This window comes from Niabella drilacis (genome assembly GCF_900101395.1).
Classification (GTDB): Bacteria; Bacteroidota; Bacteroidia; order Chitinophagales; family Chitinophagaceae; genus Niabella; species Niabella drilacis.
The window spans coordinates 89,161-108,550 of the sequence record NZ_FMZO01000010.1; the positions used below are offsets into that span (position 1 = coordinate 89,161).

15 protein-coding genes are annotated in these 19,390 nt (G+C 48.2%); 5 read left to right on the top strand and 10 right to left on the bottom strand.

Going from position 1 to position 19,390, the window contains the following annotated elements:
* Positions 1-245 precede the first annotated feature (245 nt).
* On the bottom strand, positions 246-2,378 hold the full coding sequence (gene recG / locus BLS44_RS17170) for an ATP-dependent DNA helicase RecG (RefSeq protein WP_317039730.1): 2,133 nt from the start codon (positions 2,376-2,378) through the stop codon (positions 246-248).
* 317 nt (positions 2,379-2,695) lie between these two features.
* Between recG and BLS44_RS27030 the strand changes: the two genes are divergently transcribed.
* Positions 2,696-2,830: a hypothetical protein gene (locus BLS44_RS27030; RefSeq protein ID WP_262492861.1), complete on the top strand. Its 135-nt coding sequence runs from the start codon at positions 2,696-2,698 to the stop codon at positions 2,828-2,830.
* A 60-nt stretch (positions 2,831-2,890) separates the two neighbouring features.
* Here the strand turns inward: BLS44_RS27030 and BLS44_RS17175 are convergent, their stop codons facing one another.
* Positions 2,891-4,390, bottom strand: coding sequence for a lipopolysaccharide biosynthesis protein (locus BLS44_RS17175; RefSeq protein WP_090391454.1), 1,500 nt, complete (start codon positions 4,388-4,390; stop codon positions 2,891-2,893).
* 90 nt (positions 4,391-4,480) lie between these two features.
* Complete coding sequence (locus BLS44_RS17180; RefSeq protein ID WP_090391455.1) at positions 4,481-6,076, bottom strand: lipopolysaccharide biosynthesis protein; 1,596 nt, start codon at positions 6,074-6,076, stop codon at positions 4,481-4,483.
* 86 nt (positions 6,077-6,162) lie between these two features.
* Here BLS44_RS17180 and BLS44_RS17185 point away from each other — a divergent pair, with 86 nt between their 5' ends.
* Positions 6,163-6,768 carry a hypothetical protein gene (locus BLS44_RS17185; RefSeq protein ID WP_090391456.1) on the top strand — a complete coding sequence of 202 codons (606 nt, stop codon included), beginning with the start codon at positions 6,163-6,165 and terminating at the stop codon, positions 6,766-6,768.
* Between the two features lie 4 nt (positions 6,769-6,772).
* Here the strand turns inward: BLS44_RS17185 and BLS44_RS17190 are convergent, their stop codons facing one another.
* On the bottom strand, positions 6,773-7,930 hold the full coding sequence (locus BLS44_RS17190) for a type 1 periplasmic-binding domain-containing protein (RefSeq protein ID WP_090391457.1): 1,158 nt from the start codon (positions 7,928-7,930) through the stop codon (positions 6,773-6,775).
* Between the two features lie 86 nt (positions 7,931-8,016).
* On the bottom strand, positions 8,017-9,552 hold the full coding sequence (gene guaA / locus BLS44_RS17195; protein WP_090391458.1) for a glutamine-hydrolyzing GMP synthase: 1,536 nt from the start codon (positions 9,550-9,552) through the stop codon (positions 8,017-8,019).
* Between the two features lie 174 nt (positions 9,553-9,726).
* Between guaA and BLS44_RS17200 the strand changes: the two genes are divergently transcribed.
* Complete coding sequence (locus BLS44_RS17200; protein WP_090391459.1) at positions 9,727-10,449, top strand: head GIN domain-containing protein; 723 nt, start codon at positions 9,727-9,729, stop codon at positions 10,447-10,449.
* Between the two features lie 77 nt (positions 10,450-10,526).
* On the opposite strand, the gene BLS44_RS17205 is transcribed toward BLS44_RS17200, so the two are convergent.
* From BLS44_RS17205 to BLS44_RS26615, 3 genes are all read right to left on the bottom strand, one after another.
* On the bottom strand, positions 10,527-11,081 hold the full coding sequence (locus BLS44_RS17205) for a hypothetical protein (protein WP_090391460.1): 555 nt from the start codon (positions 11,079-11,081) through the stop codon (positions 10,527-10,529).
* A 105-nt stretch (positions 11,082-11,186) separates the two neighbouring features.
* Positions 11,187-12,683: an IMP dehydrogenase gene (gene guaB / locus BLS44_RS17210; RefSeq protein WP_090391461.1), complete on the bottom strand. Its 1,497-nt coding sequence runs from the start codon at positions 12,681-12,683 to the stop codon at positions 11,187-11,189.
* Positions 12,646-12,969 (bottom strand): hypothetical protein, encoded by a 324-nt coding sequence (locus BLS44_RS26615; protein ID WP_176954460.1) that lies wholly within the window; start codon positions 12,967-12,969, stop codon positions 12,646-12,648. The genes guaB and BLS44_RS26615 overlap by 38 nt, the downstream gene beginning before the upstream one ends.
* A gap of 21 nt (positions 12,970-12,990) precedes the next feature.
* On the opposite strand from BLS44_RS26615, the gene zwf reads away from it, so the two are divergent.
* Both zwf and BLS44_RS17225 read left to right on the top strand, forming a co-directional pair.
* Positions 12,991-14,517, top strand: a complete 1,527-nt coding sequence (zwf, locus tag BLS44_RS17220; protein WP_090391463.1) for a glucose-6-phosphate dehydrogenase — start codon at positions 12,991-12,993, stop codon at positions 14,515-14,517.
* 184 nt (positions 14,518-14,701) lie between these two features.
* Entirely contained in the window at positions 14,702-17,194 is a 2,493-nt protein-coding gene (locus BLS44_RS17225; RefSeq protein ID WP_090391464.1) for a DUF5686 and carboxypeptidase regulatory-like domain-containing protein, read from the top strand.
* A gap of 53 nt (positions 17,195-17,247) precedes the next feature.
* On the opposite strand, the gene dprA is transcribed toward BLS44_RS17225, so the two are convergent.
* Complete coding sequence (gene dprA / locus BLS44_RS17230) at positions 17,248-18,345, bottom strand: DNA-processing protein DprA (protein ID WP_090391465.1); 1,098 nt, start codon at positions 18,343-18,345, stop codon at positions 17,248-17,250.
* 560 nt (positions 18,346-18,905) lie between these two features.
* Positions 18,906-19,331, bottom strand: coding sequence for a GNAT family N-acetyltransferase (locus BLS44_RS17235; RefSeq protein ID WP_090391466.1), 426 nt, complete (start codon positions 19,329-19,331; stop codon positions 18,906-18,908).
* Positions 19,332-19,390: the final 59 nt, after the last annotated feature.

Below are 19,390 nucleotides of genomic sequence, written 5' to 3' on the forward strand. Positions count from 1 at the left end.
ACCTGGAGCATGACAACTTCCGGGAAACAAAGGGACCGGGGATACGGTTTATTGAAAACGCTCTTGTGTTAAGGACAGCCCAAAACACAGCGCACTGAAAGCTCCTATGTTTGTTTAAAGTTTAAGGGTTCACGTTAGATCCGTGTTTCACTCCTCAAAGATCACAGGAGGGTTCCTGGTTTAACGTGGTGGAACATTGTTGAATGTAGTTTAATATTGTTTAAAGGACGCTAAAGGCTGAAGACTCAGGAAATCTTGCTCCATGCCGTTTTCCCCTTCTGGGAACGCAGGAACTCTTTTAAAACCCCGTTTTCGGGCAGTGAAAGGTCCGGGTCTTCCTTTAAGAGCTGCTCACATTGCTGTTTTGCGGCTTCTACCATTGCCCGGTCGTTGACGATATCCACCAGCTTAAAGCTCAGCGCACCGCTTTGGCGGGTACCCTCTATTTCTCCCGGCCCCCGCAGCTCCAGGTCCTTTTCGGCAATTACAAAGCCGTTGCTGGTTGCCGTCATGATCTTCATCCGTTCCCGGGCCTCATTTCCCAGTTTTTTACCGGTAAGCAGGATACAGTAGCTTTTTTCAGCGCCTCTGCCCACCCGGCCCCGCAGCTGGTGCAGCTGCGACAACCCGAATTTTTCAGAACTTTCGATCAGCATTACCGATGCATTGGGCACATTTACACCTACCTCGATCACGGTGGTTGACACCATGATCTGGGTATCGTGCGTTACAAATCGCCGCATATTTTCATCCTTTTGATGGGCCGGCATTTTTCCATGCACCATGCTGATCCAGTACTGTGGCTCGGGAAAATAGGTTTTGATCGCCTCATAGCCCTGCATCAGGTTCTCATAGTCGAGCTTTTCACTTTCCTCTATCAGGGGAAAGATGACGTACACCTGCCGGCCCAGGGCGATCTCGGCCTTCAGGAAATCCATCACAAGACTGCGGTCATTCTCATACCGGTGCACCGTTTGGATCGGTTTCCTTCCCGGGGGCAATTCGTCAATCACGCTGTAATCAAGGTCGCCATAAGCGGTCATCGCCAGGGTCCGGGGAATGGGGGTAGCCGTCATCACCAGTACATGTGGCGGAATGGGTGCTTTATCCCAAAGCCTCGCCCGCTGCGCCACACCAAAGCGGTGCTGCTCATCGATGATCACCAGGCCCAGGTTTTGAAATCGAACCGGGTCCTCAATCACGGCGTGCGTACCAATAAGGATCTGGATTCCGCCGGCCACCAGCCGCTCGAGCAGGGCCCGGCGTTCTTTGCCTTTTGTAGTGCCGGTTAAAATGGCTACTTCAACCGGCAGGGGTTCCAGTAACTCTCTGATCCCCTGGAAATGCTGACGAGCCAGGATCTCCGTTGGGGCCATCAGCACTGCCTGGTATCCATTGTCTACTGCCAGCAACATATTGAGTAAGGCCACGATGGTTTTACCGCTGCCCACATCTCCCTGCAGCAGGCGGTTCATTTGTTTACCGCGGCCGGTATCGATGCGGATCTCCTTCAACACCCGCTTTTGTGCATTCGTCAGCTCAAAAGGCAGACAGTCTTTATAAAAGCGGTTAAAGAGCTCCCCCACTTTTTCAAATACCACCCCCTTTGAGAACCGGTGTCGCTCCCATCGCAGCAAATTCATCCGCAGCTGGGCAAAGAAGATCTCCTCAAACTTCAGCCGGCGCACTGCTGCTTCAAAACGGGCTGTGGTCTGGGGGAAATGGATGTTCCGAAAGGCTTCAAAACGGGGCATCAGCCGGAGGTTTTCCCGCATTTTCAGCGGCAGGTTTTCCGGCAGGTCGCGCTCCGTAAGATGAACGATGAGCGCGGCGGTCAGTTTCCCGATCTGCCGGCCGCCCAGGTTCTTTGCCTTAAGTTTTTCGGTGGAGGGATATACGGGTTCCAGGTAATCTTTCCCCTTTAGTTTTTCCGGGTCCCAGGCCTCCATTTCCGGATGTACCATCTGCGGTTTTCCCATAAAAAAGGAAACCTTCCCATAAACCAGGTAAGGCTGGCCGGGCTGGATCACTTTTTGGATGAGGCTGATGCTTTGAAACCATACCAGCTCTAAAACCCCTGTTTTATCTCTTACCTGCGCCGTAAGTCGCCGCCCCCGCCGTTCCCCGATCAGTTCAAAGGATGAAAGGATGCCCGCTACCTGTATATATTCTTCCCCGGGGGCAATGGCACCAATGGGCGTCACCCTGGTTTTATCTACATGCCGGAAGGGGTAATGATGCAGCAGGTCATCAAATGTAAAAATACCCAGCTCCTTTTGCAGGATCTCTGCCCGCTGGGGCCCCACGCCTTTAAGATAGCCGATAGGGTTGGATAATATGTTATGACTTCCGGAAATACAACTGCTTTTGACAAAAATAAGGTGCTTTTGCTAACCGTAAAAAAACCGCACAGCATTACCAATGAGATCTGTCTGTACCAAAAAGAGGATTGCTCCTTTTTCCCCAACAAGGGAAATAATGACTGATCGTCATCCTATGAAAAACACAGCTTATCCACACGATAGCCTTATTCGCAGCATCCTATCCAATAAGAGCATTGCTACGGAATATTTTAAAAGCCATCTTCCGCCTTTTATCAGCAGGCACCTGAAAGGATTTATTATTTATACAGCAGGGCGGTCTTAAAAGAAGAAAAATATTAAATCCGTTTCCTTATCCGATAAGAAAAACAATTATGAACACCTTGGATATTTATATTGAAAAAGGGAGGCAAGAAGGCATCGAAAAAGGCAAAGAACAGGTGAAGAACCAGCTGGCTACAGGGAAATTTTCTATCGCTGAATTGCCGGGTTTGCCGAGGCCTTTGTAAAAAAGCACATACGCCCTTCAAAATAAATCAGGTTCCTGCAACACCGGCACGGGTGCTTTATCACCGGAGGAATTTCCCGATCAAAGGCAGTCGCTGAAATTCTTTTCTTTCAACCCTGAGTATAAACAGGGTATACAGGAGCAGCAATACGGTAGCCGATCCATAGTTAAACCAGGACCCGGAAATTTTACCCACTATCCCCCGGTGTATAAAAGATAAGACCACTGCAATAATGATATATGCACATAGTTTTTTCCATGCATAGGGTACCCGGTATTCTTTCTGTCCCCATATATAAGAGACCACCATCATAGCACCATAGGCAAGGAAGGTGGCCCAGGCACAAGCCATATAACTGTAACGCGGAATAAATATGTAATTGATCAATAGTGTAACCAGGGCCCCGATAAGCGTAATATAAGCCCCCGCAATGGTTTTGTTTCCCAGTTTGTACCAGATACTAAGGTTATAATAAATACCCACGAACATATTGGCCAGTAGCAGGATGGGCACTACTTTTAATCCTACCCACATTTTAGGATTACGGATAAAATGTTTCCAGATATCAAGATAAAGCATCACTGCCAGAAACATGAGGCAAAGCGTGATCACAAAAAATTTCATAACCCTTGCATAGATCCGGGTAGCATTTTCAGATGAAGACTGTTTAAAGAAAAAAGGTTCCGCTCCCATTCTGAATCCCTGTACTGCCAATGTGATCAGGATTGATAATTTATAGCAGGCCGAATAAATTCCCACCTGGGCCTTGGCCGCCTGCTCGGTGGCTGCCGGTGCCCACCAACCCAGCATAATACGGTCAAAAGTTTCATTGACCATACCGGCAAACCCGGCCAGGATCAGCGGCATTCCATAAAGCAGCATTTTCCTCCACAATTCCTTATTGATATGAAGTTTAAACCCCAGAAATTCTTTTGAGAGCAGCAATAAGGTAATCATACTTTGTAAAAGATTGGCCACAAAAACATAACCAACCGCCCAATCTTTATTATAGAATGTCCTGAGCCAGTGGTGCGGGTCTTTTTCCAGAATACCCGGCACCACACCCAGCAATACATACACTGAAATAAAGTTTACCAGGATGCCCAATACCTTAATAGCAGCAAACTTTTTAGGCCGGCCATCTAATCTTAACTTAGAAAAAGGGATCGTGCTCAAAGCGTCGAAACCGATGATCAGTGCCGAAATGGTAATATACTCCGGATGCTGCGCTACCTTAAGAAGCGATGCAATCGGGTGTCGAAAGAGAATGAGTGCCACTGAGAAAAAGACCGAAGTAAAAATGAGTGACAGACTGGATGTGTTGTAAACGTCATTCCGGTTATCCTGCTGTGCAAAACGGAAGAAAGCGGTCTCCATACCGTAGGTGAATATGATATTCATAAACGGGATGAAGGAGTACACCATACTCATTTCCCCATAGTCTGCTATAGTTAGCAAACCGGTAAGCAATGGAGTGAGCAAGTAATTGATCAACTTCGCTACTATAGAACTACCTCCGTACCAAAGTGTTTGTCCTGCCAGTTGTTTAATGCCGCTCAATGGATCTTCGTATTAGTTAACAAATGTACTGTTCTTCTGCTAAATGGCAGTACCTGTCGTTTTTTTCAGGATGCTGTGGGTGGTTATTTCCTAATGAAGGTATTTTCCGATAACGGGCAGCCTCCGGAATTCTTTCCGCTCTACTTTCAGGATAAACGCTGTAAACAGGATTAACAATACGGTTGCTGTACCCAGGTTAAACCAGTGATTATCCCACAGGCTAACCATGCCCCTGTGTACTGCATATAACACGATCACAATGACAAGGTATGCCAGTAGTTTTTTGCGTGCATACGGCACCGGGTAATATTTTTGTCCCAGCATATAACTAATGATCATCATAGACAAATAACAGGCGAATGTTGCAATGGCGGCACCCAGGTAATGATATTTTGGAATGAGCCATACATTGAGAACAATGGTTATAACGGCCCCGATAATAGTAATGCCCGCTCCCGTCATATTCCTGTTGGTCAGTTTGTACCAGATACTGAGGTTATAATAAATCCCGAGGAAGATATTTCCTAACGCCAGTATGGGCACTACATTCAGCCCCTGTGCCCAGCTTTCGCGATGAATAGCCTTAAAGAACCAGCTTACCACATCAATATAAAGACTGATCGTCAAAAACATAAAGCAGCAGGCGATCACAAAAAATTTCATGATCCGGGCATAGGTCCTTTGCGCATTTTCACCTTTTGACTGGTTAAAGAAAAAAGGCTCTGCGGCCATGCGGAATGCCTGGATCATAATAGTGATCATGACCGCCAGCCGGAAGATATTGCCAAAAATACCCAGTTCATGCTTCGCCTGCGCCGGCGGCAGATTTACCACGTGCTGGTAAATGAGCCGGCTCATCATATCATTGACCATGCCCCCCATTCCCACAATGATCAGCGGCAATGCATACTTCATGACCTCCCGCCACAACTTTTTATCAAAATGAAAGCGGATCTGGAGCAACTCTTTTTGCAGCACCAGAAAGGTAACAATACTGCCCGCCAGGTTCCCGATAAGGTAATATCCAATGCCAATCTTTTCATTATAGACTGCATGCAGCAAGCTGTGTGGATGACTATGGAGGTACTTTGGAATGACTGCCAGGAAAAGAATGACGATCACCATCATGGTAAACACTCCTGAAATACAGGCAAATGCATAACGTCTGGGCCTGTTTTCCTGTCGCAGTTTCGCAAAAGCAAGCGTAGCAATGGCATCAAAGAAAATAATGGCCGCCATGTAGTTGACAAACCAGGGGCTCTCCTCCAGGCTGGCCCACACCACTATTTTATGCTTAAATAAAAATAAGAGCCCCGTAAATAAAACCGTGGAGGCCAGCAGCGAAATGGAGAGGGTATTGTACAGCTTCTTTCGATCCACCGTCTGCGAAAACCGGAAATAAGCCGTCTCCAGCCCATAAGTAAACAACACATTTAAAAAAGGAATGATGGCGTAGATCTGGGTCAGGTCCGCAGTGGAAGCCGGCTGGGCAAAAATTAACGGGAGCGCAAGATTCATGAGGTAGCCCAAAAACCTTTTTACTATAGTTGGTACCCCATACCATAACGTTTGTCCTGCCAGTTGTTTAATACCGCTCAATGGATCTTTGTATTCGTTAATCAATGTGCTGTTCTGCTGCTCAACGATGTTGCCGGCATACGCGCCCCGTTCCCCCCAAAAAATCATATATCCCCATTACCGGGTAAAATTTGGGGTTGGAATGACATCTTTTTACCTTCGCAGCACATCATTCTATAAAAATACAAATTAACATGAAAAAGTTTTCGTTGATTTTGGCTTTGCTTACCCTGACCGGCGCCGTTTCTTTTGCACAAAAGGCTTACGAGGGAAAGATCCGGTATAAAAAGATCGATCAGCCCGCACTTGCAGTGGAATACAACTACCCTGTGAATGTTGTGGAAAATGCGTTAAAAGCCAAAATGGCGGATCTTCGTCTGAAATACAGTGCCAGCAAGGGCTTTATTTCCTATAATAACAGCGTGATCTCCACTATCACCCCCTCTGTCCTGGACTATACCTTCAAAACAATGCCATCCGGTAAAACGGGGAAAGAAAAAACCATTCTTTACATGATCATGGAGGGCGGAAATAATATTGCCGGTGACGCTGTGGTGCTTGCGGCCAACGGGAAATCCTTCCTGGAAAGCCTTACACCTGAAGTAAAAAGAAGCAATACCATCTTTGAAATAAAAAAACAGGAAGATCTTCTTGTTACGGAAGAAAAGAAGCTGAAAACTTTAAAAGAAAACTATGAGGCGCTCGACCAGAAAATGCAGCAGAACCTGGAAGAGCAGCGGAAACAATCCCGGATCATTGCGTCCCAGAAAAGCATCCTCGAAGACCTGAAAGCAAACTGACCGGTTAGCGTACCCTTTTAAACACCCCGTTGGAATACTCCAGGAAATACAGCTTTTTGTTTTCGTAGTAATCGATCTTCGTTGTTTTGCTTACCGGCTGAATGTCATAATCATAAAACACCCGGTACTCCTTGCTGGCCAGGGCCGCGGCAATATCATTGCCATATTGGTTTAACAGGCGGCCAAAATGATAGGTAAGATCGTAGGCACGGAAAACCAGGTCCGAGGGCCGGGCATACATCTTTGAATTGTAATAACTGATAATATTCCGGCTGGTTATATCCAGTTGGGAGCTGTAAAACGGTGTACTGTAAACCAGGTCCAGCCCCTTATACTTCGAAAAATTCAGGTTATCCCAGGTGGGCATCCCCATTACCGTGATCTGCGGGTAGGTTTTACTGAGCCGGGAAAGCTGGTCGAGCAATTTATCGGCAAAACCATTATCCAGCGACCCGATCACAAACAGTGAAGACCGGTCTTTGAACAGATTGGCCGCTATCTGGGCTGCAGACAGCGAATCTTTTACCTCCGTAAATTTAATATGCATGGCCGTGCTCCTGTCCACCTTGTTCAATGTTTCAAAAACAGACCGGAGGTAGGTTTCTGAACTTCCCTTGCGGGTAAGATAAATGACCTGCTGGCCGGGATAATTCTTTTTCAGGTAAGCATAAATCTGCTCGCCCTGCGTGGGCAGTGTGGAATTGATGACCACAAAATACGGGTTATTCCGTACGTTGCCGTCGTTGGGTACCATGGCATTAATGAGCACCATTTTTTTGGAAGCTGCCAGTTTCGACAAGCGGTCCAGCTCATTGATGGCACAATTGGCAATGATCCATTCCACACCATCGGCCGCAGCTTTGTTGACCTGGCTCTCCAGGCTTTGTTTTGCTGACTTTGAATCATAAATATAAACATCCAGCGGGATGTTCAGCTTAACAAGGGAATCAATGGCCATGGAGGCGCCATGGTAAAACTCCAGGCCGGGGATGGAAGCTTTGGGAAAGGATTTGCCGCTATAAGTATAACTACCATCTGCACCAAAAGCATTATCCAGGTATAATGGTGTAAAAATAGCCATTTTATGGCGCTGACCGGTTGTTACCTGTGCTGCTGCTGTACTGCAAATTGCCAGGAATACAAATAATGATAATTTCTTCATAGTTACAAGAATATTTAATCAGTAGTCCCGGATCGTTTTCTATAAAGAAGCCCGGATCTGAAGAACCGGTATATCCTTAGCAAATATTATTCCCATTCTATGGTAGCCGGTGGCTTGCTGCTGATATCATAAACTACGCGGTTGATGCCCCTTACATTATTGCAGATCTCGTTGGAAACATTTGCCAGGAAATCGTAAGGAAGATGTGCCCAATCGGCCGTCATCCCATCCACACTGGTTACTGCGCGCAGGGCCACGGTGTACTCGTAAGTACGTTCATCGCCCATTACACCAACGCTTTTTACCGGTAATAAGATTGTTCCTGCCTGCCAAACCGTTGCATAGAGCCCATTTTCTTTCAGTGCATTGATGTAAATGGCATCCGCCTCCTGCAGCAATTTTACTTTTTCTTCGGTTACTTCACCCAGTATCCGGATCGCCAGTCCCGGTCCCGGGAACGGGTGCCGGTCTATGAGTTCTGATGAAATCCCCAGTTCCCTGCCCACTTTCCGCACTTCATCTTTAAAAAGAAAACGCAGTGGTTCTACCAGCGACAGATGCATTTTTTCCGGGAGCCCGCCTACATTATGGTGCGATTTGATGGTTACCGAAGGACCATGCACGGAAACACTTTCGATCACATCCGGGTAAATGGTGCCCTGTCCCAGGAAATCGATACCCGTCAGCTGGTTGGCCTCATCCTGGAATACCTCAATAAAAAGGCGGCCAATGATCTTCCGTTTTGTTTCGGGATCTGGATTATCTTTTAATTCTTTATAAAAAAGGGCCTTTGCATCTACTCCTTTTATATTCAGGCCCAGTTGTTTATAGGTTTCCAGCACCTGCTCAAACTCATCTTTCCGCAGCACGCCGTTATCTACAAAAATGCCATACAACCGGTCACCGATCGCCTTATGGATGAGGGTGGCCGCCACGGTGCTGTCGACCCCGCCGCTCAGCGCCATGATCACTTTACGATCGCCGATCTGCTCCCGCAGGGCATTAACGGTATCTGTTACAAAGTGAGCAGGCGTCCAATCCTGGCTGCAGCCGCAGATATCGGTAAGAAAATTCTTTAATATTTTTTTGCCTTCTATGCTGTGGTAAACCTCCGGGTGAAACTGGAGCCCGTACAACGGGTGTGCGGCTCCATTGTATTTAAAGGCCGCTACCGGGATGCTTTCCGTAGTGGCAAGCACCTCAAACCCCGCCGGCAGCTCCAGGATGCTATCACCGTGGCTCATCCATACCTGGCTTTTGGGCTCAACGGTTTTTAACAGCGGGTCTCCGGCCTCCCGGGCCTGCATCTGCGCCCTTCCGTATTCCCGTTTGCTGCTTTTCTCCACCCTGCCGCCAAAAAGCCTGGTCGAAAGCTGGGCCCCGTAGCAAATACCCAAAACAGGTACCTGGTCCAGGAGATCTTTTACACCAATAACCGGTGCATTTTCATCATTTACCGAAAAGGGCGATCCGGAAAGGATAATTCCTTTTAAATTGCCTTCGAATTCAAATGATTTGGAATAGGGAATGATTTCGCAATAAACATTGGCCTCCCGTACGCTGCGCGCGATCAGCTGGGTGTACTGGGAACCAAAATCAAGTATTAATATTTTTTCGGTCATGATGCGCGAAGGTAATAAAATTGCAAATCACAAAAGCGGAGAATCCGGATAACCTTTGGTTAAATTGCGGGTTTGTCTGTTTAAAAAACTATTTTTATAACGAGGAGCATTACGGGTACCCGGTACCCGCCGTATCCCGGACGAAAAACGATCAGAAAACTTAAAAAAGAGAAGATGAAAAAATTATTTTTTATGGCTGTGGCTGTAGTTTTGCTCGCAGGTTCCTGCAATATCGTTGATCAGCAGCGCATTAAAGGAAACGGCAAGATCGTGAGCAAGACTTATGAGCTGAAGGACTTTAGCAGTATTGATATTGGTAATGCTTCGGTTATTTTCCTGAAACAGGACTCCGTCTTCAGCGTAAAGATCGAAACCGATGAAAATCTCTTCCAGTATATTATTGCAGCGGTTGAAGAAGGAGAACTGGATATTGATGAAAAAAACGATTATGACCTGAGCCCCAGCAGCGACATAAAGATCTATATTTCCATGCCGGTAGTTAAAAAAGCGGCCATTTCCGGGGCGTCCACGTTAAAAGGCGATAACAGGATCACACAGGACGAACCGCTTGCCCTGGATATCAGCGGCGCCTCCAACGGTACGCTCCAGGTAAAAGCCCCCACCGTACAAATGGATGTGAGCGGCGCATCTACCCTGAATATTTCGGGGGAGACCCGCGATATCCGGGGCGAAGCGAGCGGCGCCAGCACCATCCGCGGGTTTGACCTGAAGGCGGAGACCACCAGTATTGAAGCCAGCGGCGCCAGTACCGCCAATGTTTTTGCCAGCGTTCAGCTTACAGCCAATGCCAGTGGCGCTTCCAGCATCAAATACATGGGCAACCCTAAAGTAAACTCTTCAGCCAATGGCGCGGGCAGCGTAGGTAAGGCGGATTAAAAACCGGTTTCAGATTTCAGGTTCCATGTTTCAGTCAGATCCTGAAACGTGAAACTTCAAACCTGGGACCTGCACACTTACTCCTTATCCAGCCGCTCCCATACCTCTGTAAGCGTCTTTTTTATCGCCGGAGGAAGCCTGTCAAAATTTTCAGAATACCTGCTTTGCCGGTATCCATCCGAAGCAGCCGCGCTGATCGTATAAAATGCAGCGCCTTTTGAAAATAACAGGTGCACCGACTGCTGCTGCTGGCCGGCATCTGTTAGGCTGTAAATAAAATATGCGTCTACACTTCCATCACCGTCCCCGTCGAAAAAGCCCTTGCGGGCATCCCAGTTCATGATGATCCCGGTATGGGTCAGCATCGTGTCGGCCTTAACTACCCACACCCCTTTTTCTTTGGAATAACGCTGCAGGTACATGGTATCCGGCTGAATTCCTTTTGCCGCTTTTGAAAAAACAAATACGTTCTCCTCTTTCTCAGCCACCCGGACTTCATTTACATTAAGCAAACGGACGCCCCGGAATTTAAAATTGCCGTATGCTTCCGTGGCGCGGGTGATCACAGTTACCTGTGCATCCGCCGCTGCAATTCCGGAGATCAGCGTAAGCAATAGTGCGATATACTTCATAGCTTATGGTTGCTTATTTATTATTTATCTGTTGCATCAGGCCGGCATAACAATGGGTCATGATCCATTTACCATGACCCATGACCCATTAACTATGAATAAGAACTATTTCCGGCTGTAATTCGGCGCTTCCTTGGTCACATCCACATCATGCGGGTGACTTTCATTCATACCTGCATTGGTGATCTTTACAAATTGTGCGTTCTGGAGGTCTTTGATGCTCTTTGCACCACAATACCCCATCCCGGCACGCAATCCGCCGGTATATTGATAGATCACTTCCTTTAAAGTGCCTTTATAAGCCACCCGGCCTTCGATACCTTCCGGTACAAACTTCTTCACATCATCTTCCGGGTCCTGGAAATAGCGATCGCTGCTGCCCTTGGCCATAGCCCCCAGCGAACCCATGCCGCGGTATGCTTTAAATTTACGTCCCTCAAAAATGATGGTTTCACCCGGACTTTCTTCCGTACCGGCAAAAATGCTTCCCATCATGGCACAGTCTGCACCGGCTGCCAGCGCCTTTACAAGATCGCCGGTATACCGGATACCGCCATCTGCGATAATGGGTACTCCTTTCCTTTTCAACCCGGACGCGGCTTCCATGATCGCCGTCAGCTGCGGCATGCCCGCACCGGCCACGATACGCGTGGTACAGATGGAGCCGGGACCAATACCCACTTTCACCGCATCGGCTCCTGCTTCTGCCATTGCCAGGGCCCCCGCGGCAGTACCTACATTACCCACGATAATATTCAGCTTCTTAAAATTCTTCTTAACGTTTTTCAATGCACTTAGCACCCCTTTCGTATGTCCGTGTGCACTGTCCAGTACCACCACATCCACACCTACCTGCTGCAGCGCATCGATCCGCTCTGTCACATCACCGGTGATGCCCACGCCGGCACCCACCAGCAGGCGACCAAAGGAATCTTTAATAGCATTGGGAAATGAAGTCACCTGTAAAATATCACGGTAGGTGATCAGGCCGATCAACTTGCCCTGTTTGTCTACTACAGGCAGTTTTTCCACTTTATACTGGCGCAGAATGGTTTTTGCTTTTTTAAGGTCTGTTCCTTCCGGGGCTGTGATCAGGTTGGTACTGGTCATTACCTCGCTCACCTTACGGCTGGGGTTATCTTCAAAACGCAGATCCCGGTTTGTCAGGATCCCTTTCAGTTTTTTGTTTTTATCGATCACCGGGATGCCGCCGATCTTATTCTCCGCCATCAGCTGCAGGGCGTCTCCGATGGTAGCATCTTCCAGCAGGGTGATGGGATCCAGGATCAGGCCGCTCTCACTCCGTTTTACCTTGCGCACCTGTTCCGCCTGCTTTTCGATGCTCATGTTCTTGTGCAGGATGCCCAGGCCGCCCTCGCGGGCAATAGCCGTAGCCAGCGCTGCTTCCGTAACCGTATCCATAGCGGCGGATAAGATGGGAATGTTTAAAGAAATATCTTTGGTGAGTTTGGTACGGATGTCCACCTCCCGTGGTAATACCTGGCTGAATGCCGGTACCAGTAATACGTCGTCAAATGTTAAGCCTTCAAAGGCGATCTTGGGATTATTTGCAGAAGCTGCAGAAGATTTTCTTGTTGCCATGTGCAAAGGTAAGGGAAAATGGAAATACGATCCATGGTTTCACCACCTGATCATATGGATCTTGCAATTTCATGACGTTACGATCCACTGTGACAGCGGGTTTCCACCATATATAAATATATTTTTTGTCAATCCGGATGCCTGCGCAATAATTTTTTCTGCGGCCATCATTACCGGAATGATTGCCTGCGTGCGCAATCGTTTGCGTAATTACGCCGCATTGAAAACCAACGGAACACACAAACAATACCCCCATTCCTCTTTTTAGCCCTACTTTTGCAAACAAATTTTAACCGATTACGGAATCATGCTTAAAATCAATCATACAAAAAAGCCCGCGCCTACGGTCCTGTTTATCTTTGGCGGCAGCGGGGATCTGAATCAACGTAAACTGACTCCTGCCCTGTATAATCTTTGGATGGATGGCCTGATGCCCGAAAAATTTTCCATCATCGGCACCGGCCGTACCGATTATTCCAATGAAAAATTCAGGGACCATTTGCTGGAGGGGATCAACGAGTTTTCGCGGAGGAAGAGTGATGGCAACGGAAGCTGGGAAAAATTTTCGCAACAGGTATCCTATCTGCGGATGGATGTGGACCAGCCAAAAGACTACGTTGCTATGGCAAAGATCATCAGCGATTGCGAAGCCGAATGGGGTGTGGAAGCCCATGTGCTCTTTTACCTTGCCGTAGCTCCGCAGCTGGTACCGGAGATCACCACCAACTTAAATAAGCTGGAAAAATCAAAAGATAAAAATAAGGCGCGCATCGTTATTGAGAAGCCCTTTGGTCATGACCTGAAGAGTGCAGAAGAGCTGAACCGCCTGCTGACCGAAATGTTCGATGAAAGCCAGATCTACCGGATCGATCACTACCTGGGAAAAGAAACGGTACAGAACATCCTGGCGCTGCGCTTTGCCAATGCCCTGTTTGAGCCCATCTGGAACCGGAACTATATCGACCATGTGCAGATCACCGCGGCCGAAACCGTGGGTGTGGAAGATCGTGGCGGCTACTATGAGCGTTCCGGCGCCCTGCGCGATATGGTGCAGAACCACATCCTGCAGCTGATCTGCATGGTGGCCATGGAAGCGCCGGTATCGTTTGAAGCAGATGAGATCCGCAATAAAAAATCGGATGTATTAAATGCCATCCGGAAGATCAAAAAAGAAGAAGTACAGCAATACGCCGTAAGGGGACAATATTCCCAGGGATGGGTGCAGGGACAGCAGGAAAAAGCCTACCGCGAGGAAAAAGGCGTTGCCCCCAACTCTTCTGTAGAAACCTTTGCCGCCGTAAAATTCTATATCGACAACTGGCGCTGGCAGGATGTTCCCTTTTATGTGCGTACCGGAAAATTCCTGAAAGAGAAGACCACGCTCATCACCGTACAGTTCAAGGAAGCCCCCAAATACGCCTTTCCGCCGGAGGCTTCCGAAACCTGGCGCTCCAACCGGCTCACCATCAGCATTCAGCCCGAAATGGACATCCGGCTGCGGTTTCAGGCCAAGCGCCCGGGGCAAACCATGTCGCTCAACCCCGTAAACATGGTATTCAGTTACAGCGATAATTATGACGCGCCCCAGCCGGAGGCTTACGAAACCCTCTTGCTGGATGCCATGATGGGTAACCCTACCCAGTTTATGCGGGGCGACCAGGTGGAGATCGCCTGGGAAGTCATTGAGCCCATTCTCGAAACCTGGGAAAACCGTCCGCCGGTCGATTTCCCCAACTATGCACCCGGCACCTGGGGGCCGGAAGATGCAGAAGCACTGATCGCCCGTGAAGGTAGGAACTGGATCACGCTTCCTCCCAAAAGAAAAGAAGGATAATACAATCCTATAAACAGCATAAACAGGCCCCGGAGCAGCTCCCGGGGCCTGTTGCATAATACCCCGGGGCACCCGCTGACCTGCACACCACAGCATTTAACTTTTCCTTTTCAAAGATTCGTTGCAGGTTTGTAATAATACCGGAATCATGTAACAAAGAACCTGACAATTACGAAATACAATAATGAAAACATTGATACTGACTGCCCTGGTTTCATTGGTACTGGCCCCTGCCTTTGCAGCCCGGGTAAAGGGCCTTATTACCGATGAAAACGGAGCGCCGCTTCCCTATGCCACTATCACCATTAAGGGCTCCTCAAACGGGACCACTGCCAATAGTAAAGGCATCTATACCTTAGATATAGCGCCAGGCACTTACAACTTTCTATTTGAATATGTAGGGTATATGGCGCTTGAAAAAACGGTTACCGTTACCGGTAAAGACCAGGAGCTGGACGTCACGCTCTATACGAACGACCACCTTATGAAAGAAGTAGTGATCCAGAGCAAGGGAGAGGATCCCGCATACAGGATCATCCGCGAGGCCATTAAAAGAAAATCCTATTATGAACACCAGAATGATTCCCTGTCGGTGACCATTTACCTCAAAGGGATCATTCGTACCCTGAATATTCCCAAAAAAGTGCTGGGGAAAAAAGTAGACCGCGATGCCAATGACGGGCTGGATACGGCCGGCAAGGGGGTGCTGATGCTTTCGGAATCAACGGTACAGCTGGATGAAGTAAAACCCCGGCAATCAAAAATAACCGTACTGTCCAGCTATGAACGGGGCAGTAATATGGGATTGAATTTTTCAAAGGTCACCTCTTTTTATACCAATAACGTAGCGGTCTTTGACGTTGGCAGCAACTCCCGCGGGTATATTTCCCCCATTGCAGACGGAGCGCTGAATTTTTACCGTTACCGGCTGCTGAACAGTTATACAAGGGATGGTATTACTGTAAAGACCATCCGCGTTACACCCAAAAGAAAGCAGGAGCCCCTGTTCTCCGGCACCATTGAAATAGCCGATTCTTCCTGGCGCATTTATAGCCTGGACCTCATGCTCACCCGGGACTACCAGCTGGAGCTGATCGATACCCTCCGTATTAAACAGCTGCACGGACCGGTTGCTGCCGGTGTATGGAAGACCAAGAACCAGATCACGTCCGTTTCATTTAACCAGTTTGGCTTCCGGGGCATCGGCAGCTTTGTAAATGTATACAGTAACTATAACCTGCACCCGGGCTATACTGCCGGCTATTTCAACAATATCGTTATGAAGTATGATACCGGTTATTATAAAAAGGATTCCAATTTCTGGAAGGAGACCCGGCCGGTGACACTGGAAGATGACGAAAAAAAATACTACGCATTCCGCGACAGTATCAATGCGCTCAACAGGAACCGTCCCCCATCCTACTATGATTCATTAAGACGTCATCAGCAAATCAAACTCGTTAACATTTTATGGAGCAACCAGCAGTACCGCTGGTATTCAAAAAGCCATACGCTCACCTATAGCCTCAGAGGTCTGCTAAAAGGATTGGAGTACAATACTGTAGAGGGCGTGGCACTGAAGGCAAACCATACATTTAACTATACACCGGTAAAAGGCCCATATCTGTACGACCTGTTATGGAACATGCGTTATGGTTTCGAAAATCATCATTTTAACAGTTATGGTACCTTTACCATACGACCCAGGGCGCTCCCTTACCGCAAACGCTATATAAGTTTTTCGGGCGGCAAAAGGGCATCACAGTTTAACCCCGATAAGCCCATTGATGCCCTTACCAATACCTTTTATACGCTGTTCTTCAAAAGCAATTTTATGAAATTGTATGAGAACCGGTTTGGCAGCATCCATTATAACAACCGCTTTGAAAATGGCTTTGCCATTAATGCAAACGTATTATATGAAGACCGCATTCCACTCCAAAACACTGCCGGGTACTCCTTTTTCAACCGGAACAAATCCTTCACCCCCAATCACCCGGAAGCATTGGCGCAGATTCCGTTTAACCCGCACCAGGCGCTTATTGGAAGTCTTACCCTTACCTGGCAGCCGGGGCAAAAATATATCCAGCATCCCAACTATAAAGCGTCTATTGGTTCCGATAAACCGGTATTTTCTCTTAATTATACCGCCGGCATTCCAAAACTCCTGGGCAGTGATGTCAACTATCACAAATGGGCAGCGGAGATGACACATGATAAAAACTTCCGGCTTGCCGGTTTGTTTAAGTACCGCTTAGGCGCCGGCGGCTTTATCAGCGCCAGAGAATATTCCATCCCGGATATGAAGCATTTCAACGGTAACCAGACTTTTTACAATATCAAATACCTGAATAGCTTTCAGCTGGCTCCTTATTATGCCTACAGCAACATCGCCCGCTTTTATGCCGAAGGAAATATTGAGCACCATTTTAATGGGTTGCTGACCAATAAGATCCCATTGTTCAACAAGCTCAAATGGAACCTCGTTGCAGGCAGCAATGCTTTTTATGTAAACAACAGTCAATACTATGCAGAAGCCTTTGCAGGTATCGAAAACATCTTCAAACTGTTCCGGGTGGATGTGATCGCCGGTTACCAGCCCTTACTGAAAACAACTTATGGGGTGCGGGTGGGGCTGGGCGGATTGCTGGGGAGTGCATTCCAGTTTGAAAGATAAGAGGGCTATCAGGTCATTTGCCCATCCCCTTCCGGAGGAACCCCATCAGCCCACTACAGCAACTGGTATACTTTCCCCGGCAGGGCCTGGATCACCTGCTGCATTTCAAGGTTGAGCACCGCTACAGCTACCCGGCTGCTGCTGAGCCCGGAACGCAGGTGCAGTTCATCAATATCGGCCTGCTGCCGCTCCTGTAAAAGCGTTACAATGGCCTGCTCCTCCGCAGACAGCTCAATAAACAGTTCCCGCGCCTGTTTCTTCACCGGCTTTTTAGAGGGTTCCCAGCCCATGGTTTCCAGCAGCTGTTTCCCATCCGTTAAAAGCTGTGCCCGGTTGGTCCGGATAAGGCAATTGCAGCCGCTGCTTTTTTTATCCAGTGTTCTTCCCGGGAATGCAAATACATCTTTGTGATACCCGTTGGCCAGCTCAGCCGTGATCATACTGCCACCCTTAACCTCCGTTTCTACCACTACTGTAGCATCGCTTATACCCGCCACGATCCGGTTACGGCTGGGAAAATGATGCCGGTCCGGCTGCGTGCCGGTCACAAACTCTGTCAGCAGCCCGCCCTGCCCGGTCATTTCCCTTGCCATGGCAAAATGATCTGCTGGATAAATTTTATCCAGTCCATGCGCCAGCACACCCACGGTCTGCAGCTTTGCTTTTAATGAATGCCGGTGCACCAATGAATCGATCCCATAAGCCAGCCCGCTGATCACCAGCGCACCACTGTCCCGCAGGTCATCGACCAGTCTTTCGCAAACCAGCTTTCCGTACTCTGTGTGCGACCGGGATCCAACAACCGCAATGATCCTCGGCTGGTTCAGATCGGCATTACCTTTATAATACAGGAGCACCGGTGCATCATAACAATTCAGCAGGCGCTGGGGATAACCGGTATCTGTAAGAAAAAGCGGTGTCACCCGGTGCTTTTCTATAAATGCGATCTCAGCCTCTACCCGTGCAAAGTCTTTAAACCGCCGGATGCTGTCAACACGCAGTTTACCCACCCCTTCAATGCGTTCCAGGAGCGCTTTCTTTTCTGTAAAAATTTCTTCAGGCGATAAATGTTGTAACAGCAGCCGCGCTACAACGGGGCCTATATTCGGTACCAGTGTCAGCGCAATGCGGTATAGGAGCGGGTGTTCCATGAGGTCATCTTTGTATTAAAGATACAAAGATTTTTGTATTTATTTCAATGCCGCAGAAGCACGGATACATAACCTCCTTCAAAGATTAATAGCACCCGCCGGTGCCGCCTCGCAGGATACCTCGTCAACACGGGGCTCCATCCGGAGCCTGGTCTAAACAATAAAACGCTGCTATAAACACGGGGTGCCTACGGCGCCAGGGTTACCCTATCCTGGTTTCACCATTCTACTTTCAAACCGGTTCTTTCCTCTTTCTTAACAGAGTGCTGTTCCCCTTCGGGGAAGGCGGTTCAGATGACTATCGAAATTCATTTACAACAAGTTCCCGCTGAATCATGCCGGGGTTAACCAGACGTATATGCGATGGTTCGGGGCCGGAACAAAGTTTAACGCCAGGTTCGATCTCATACCCGACAATCTATTGCCTGTTCAATAGCCGATTGAAACACGGAGTAGCACACGGACCTAACCTGGAACTTTGGACCTTAAACCGGGAACCCCTCTTAGGGAAACCATATTGACTGTCCACAGACTACTATTGACACTTGTCAGACCCCGTTTTATCCCAGGTGCGCCTGTGGCCGGTATACTTCCATCAGTGTTGCCGTATTGGCGGGTTGCTCAAATCCATATTGCCGGTAAAGACCATGCGCATCCAGGGTATTCAGCATCAGCCGCCGCAGGCGCCGGGCCCAGGGTTGCTCCATTAATACCGATAGCATTGCCTTTGAAATGCCCTTGCCGCGATAGGGAGGCAGTACAAAAAAATCGGCCAGCCAGCCAAAAGTGGTATAATCTGTGATCACCCTTCCGAAAGCCACCTGCTCATCATCTATGAACGCGCCGATGCAAAACGAATGCTTTACAGAGTTTTCAACCAGCTCGAAACTGATCCCACGGGCCCAATAAGAGGCATTACTCAAAAAATGATGGATCACCGGAATATCCATCTGCAGGCTTCCGGTACGGATAACAAATGCGTTCATTTCAATGATTTTTTACAAAGGAACATAAAAAACCAAAATGAGCACAGATACAGTTTCTT

Coding starts and splice junctions, on each gene's coding strand:
- BLS44_RS27030 (WP_262492861.1), top strand. CDS start 2,696: ATGAACACCTTGGATATTTATATTGAAAAAGGGAGGCAAGAAGGCATC.
- BLS44_RS17180 (WP_090391455.1), bottom strand. CDS start 6,076: ATGATTTTTTGGGGGGAACGGGGCGCGTATGCCGGCAACATCGTTGAG.
- BLS44_RS17185 (WP_090391456.1), top strand. CDS start 6,163: ATGAAAAAGTTTTCGTTGATTTTGGCTTTGCTTACCCTGACCGGCGCC.
- BLS44_RS17190 (WP_090391457.1), bottom strand. CDS start 7,930: ATGAAGAAATTATCATTATTTGTATTCCTGGCAATTTGCAGTACAGCA.
- guaA (WP_090391458.1), bottom strand. CDS start 9,552: ATGACCGAAAAAATATTAATACTTGATTTTGGTTCCCAGTACACCCAG.
- BLS44_RS17200 (WP_090391459.1), top strand. CDS start 9,727: ATGAAAAAATTATTTTTTATGGCTGTGGCTGTAGTTTTGCTCGCAGGT.
- BLS44_RS17205 (WP_090391460.1), bottom strand. CDS start 11,081: ATGAAGTATATCGCACTATTGCTTACGCTGATCTCCGGAATTGCAGCG.
- guaB (WP_090391461.1), bottom strand. CDS start 12,683: ATGGCAACAAGAAAATCTTCTGCAGCTTCTGCAAATAATCCCAAGATC.
- zwf (WP_090391463.1), top strand. CDS start 12,991: ATGCTTAAAATCAATCATACAAAAAAGCCCGCGCCTACGGTCCTGTTT.
- BLS44_RS17225 (WP_090391464.1), top strand. CDS start 14,702: ATGAAAACATTGATACTGACTGCCCTGGTTTCATTGGTACTGGCCCCT.
- dprA (WP_090391465.1), bottom strand. CDS start 18,345: ATGGAACACCCGCTCCTATACCGCATTGCGCTGACACTGGTACCGAAT.
- BLS44_RS17235 (WP_090391466.1), bottom strand. CDS start 19,331: ATGAACGCATTTGTTATCCGTACCGGAAGCCTGCAGATGGATATTCCG.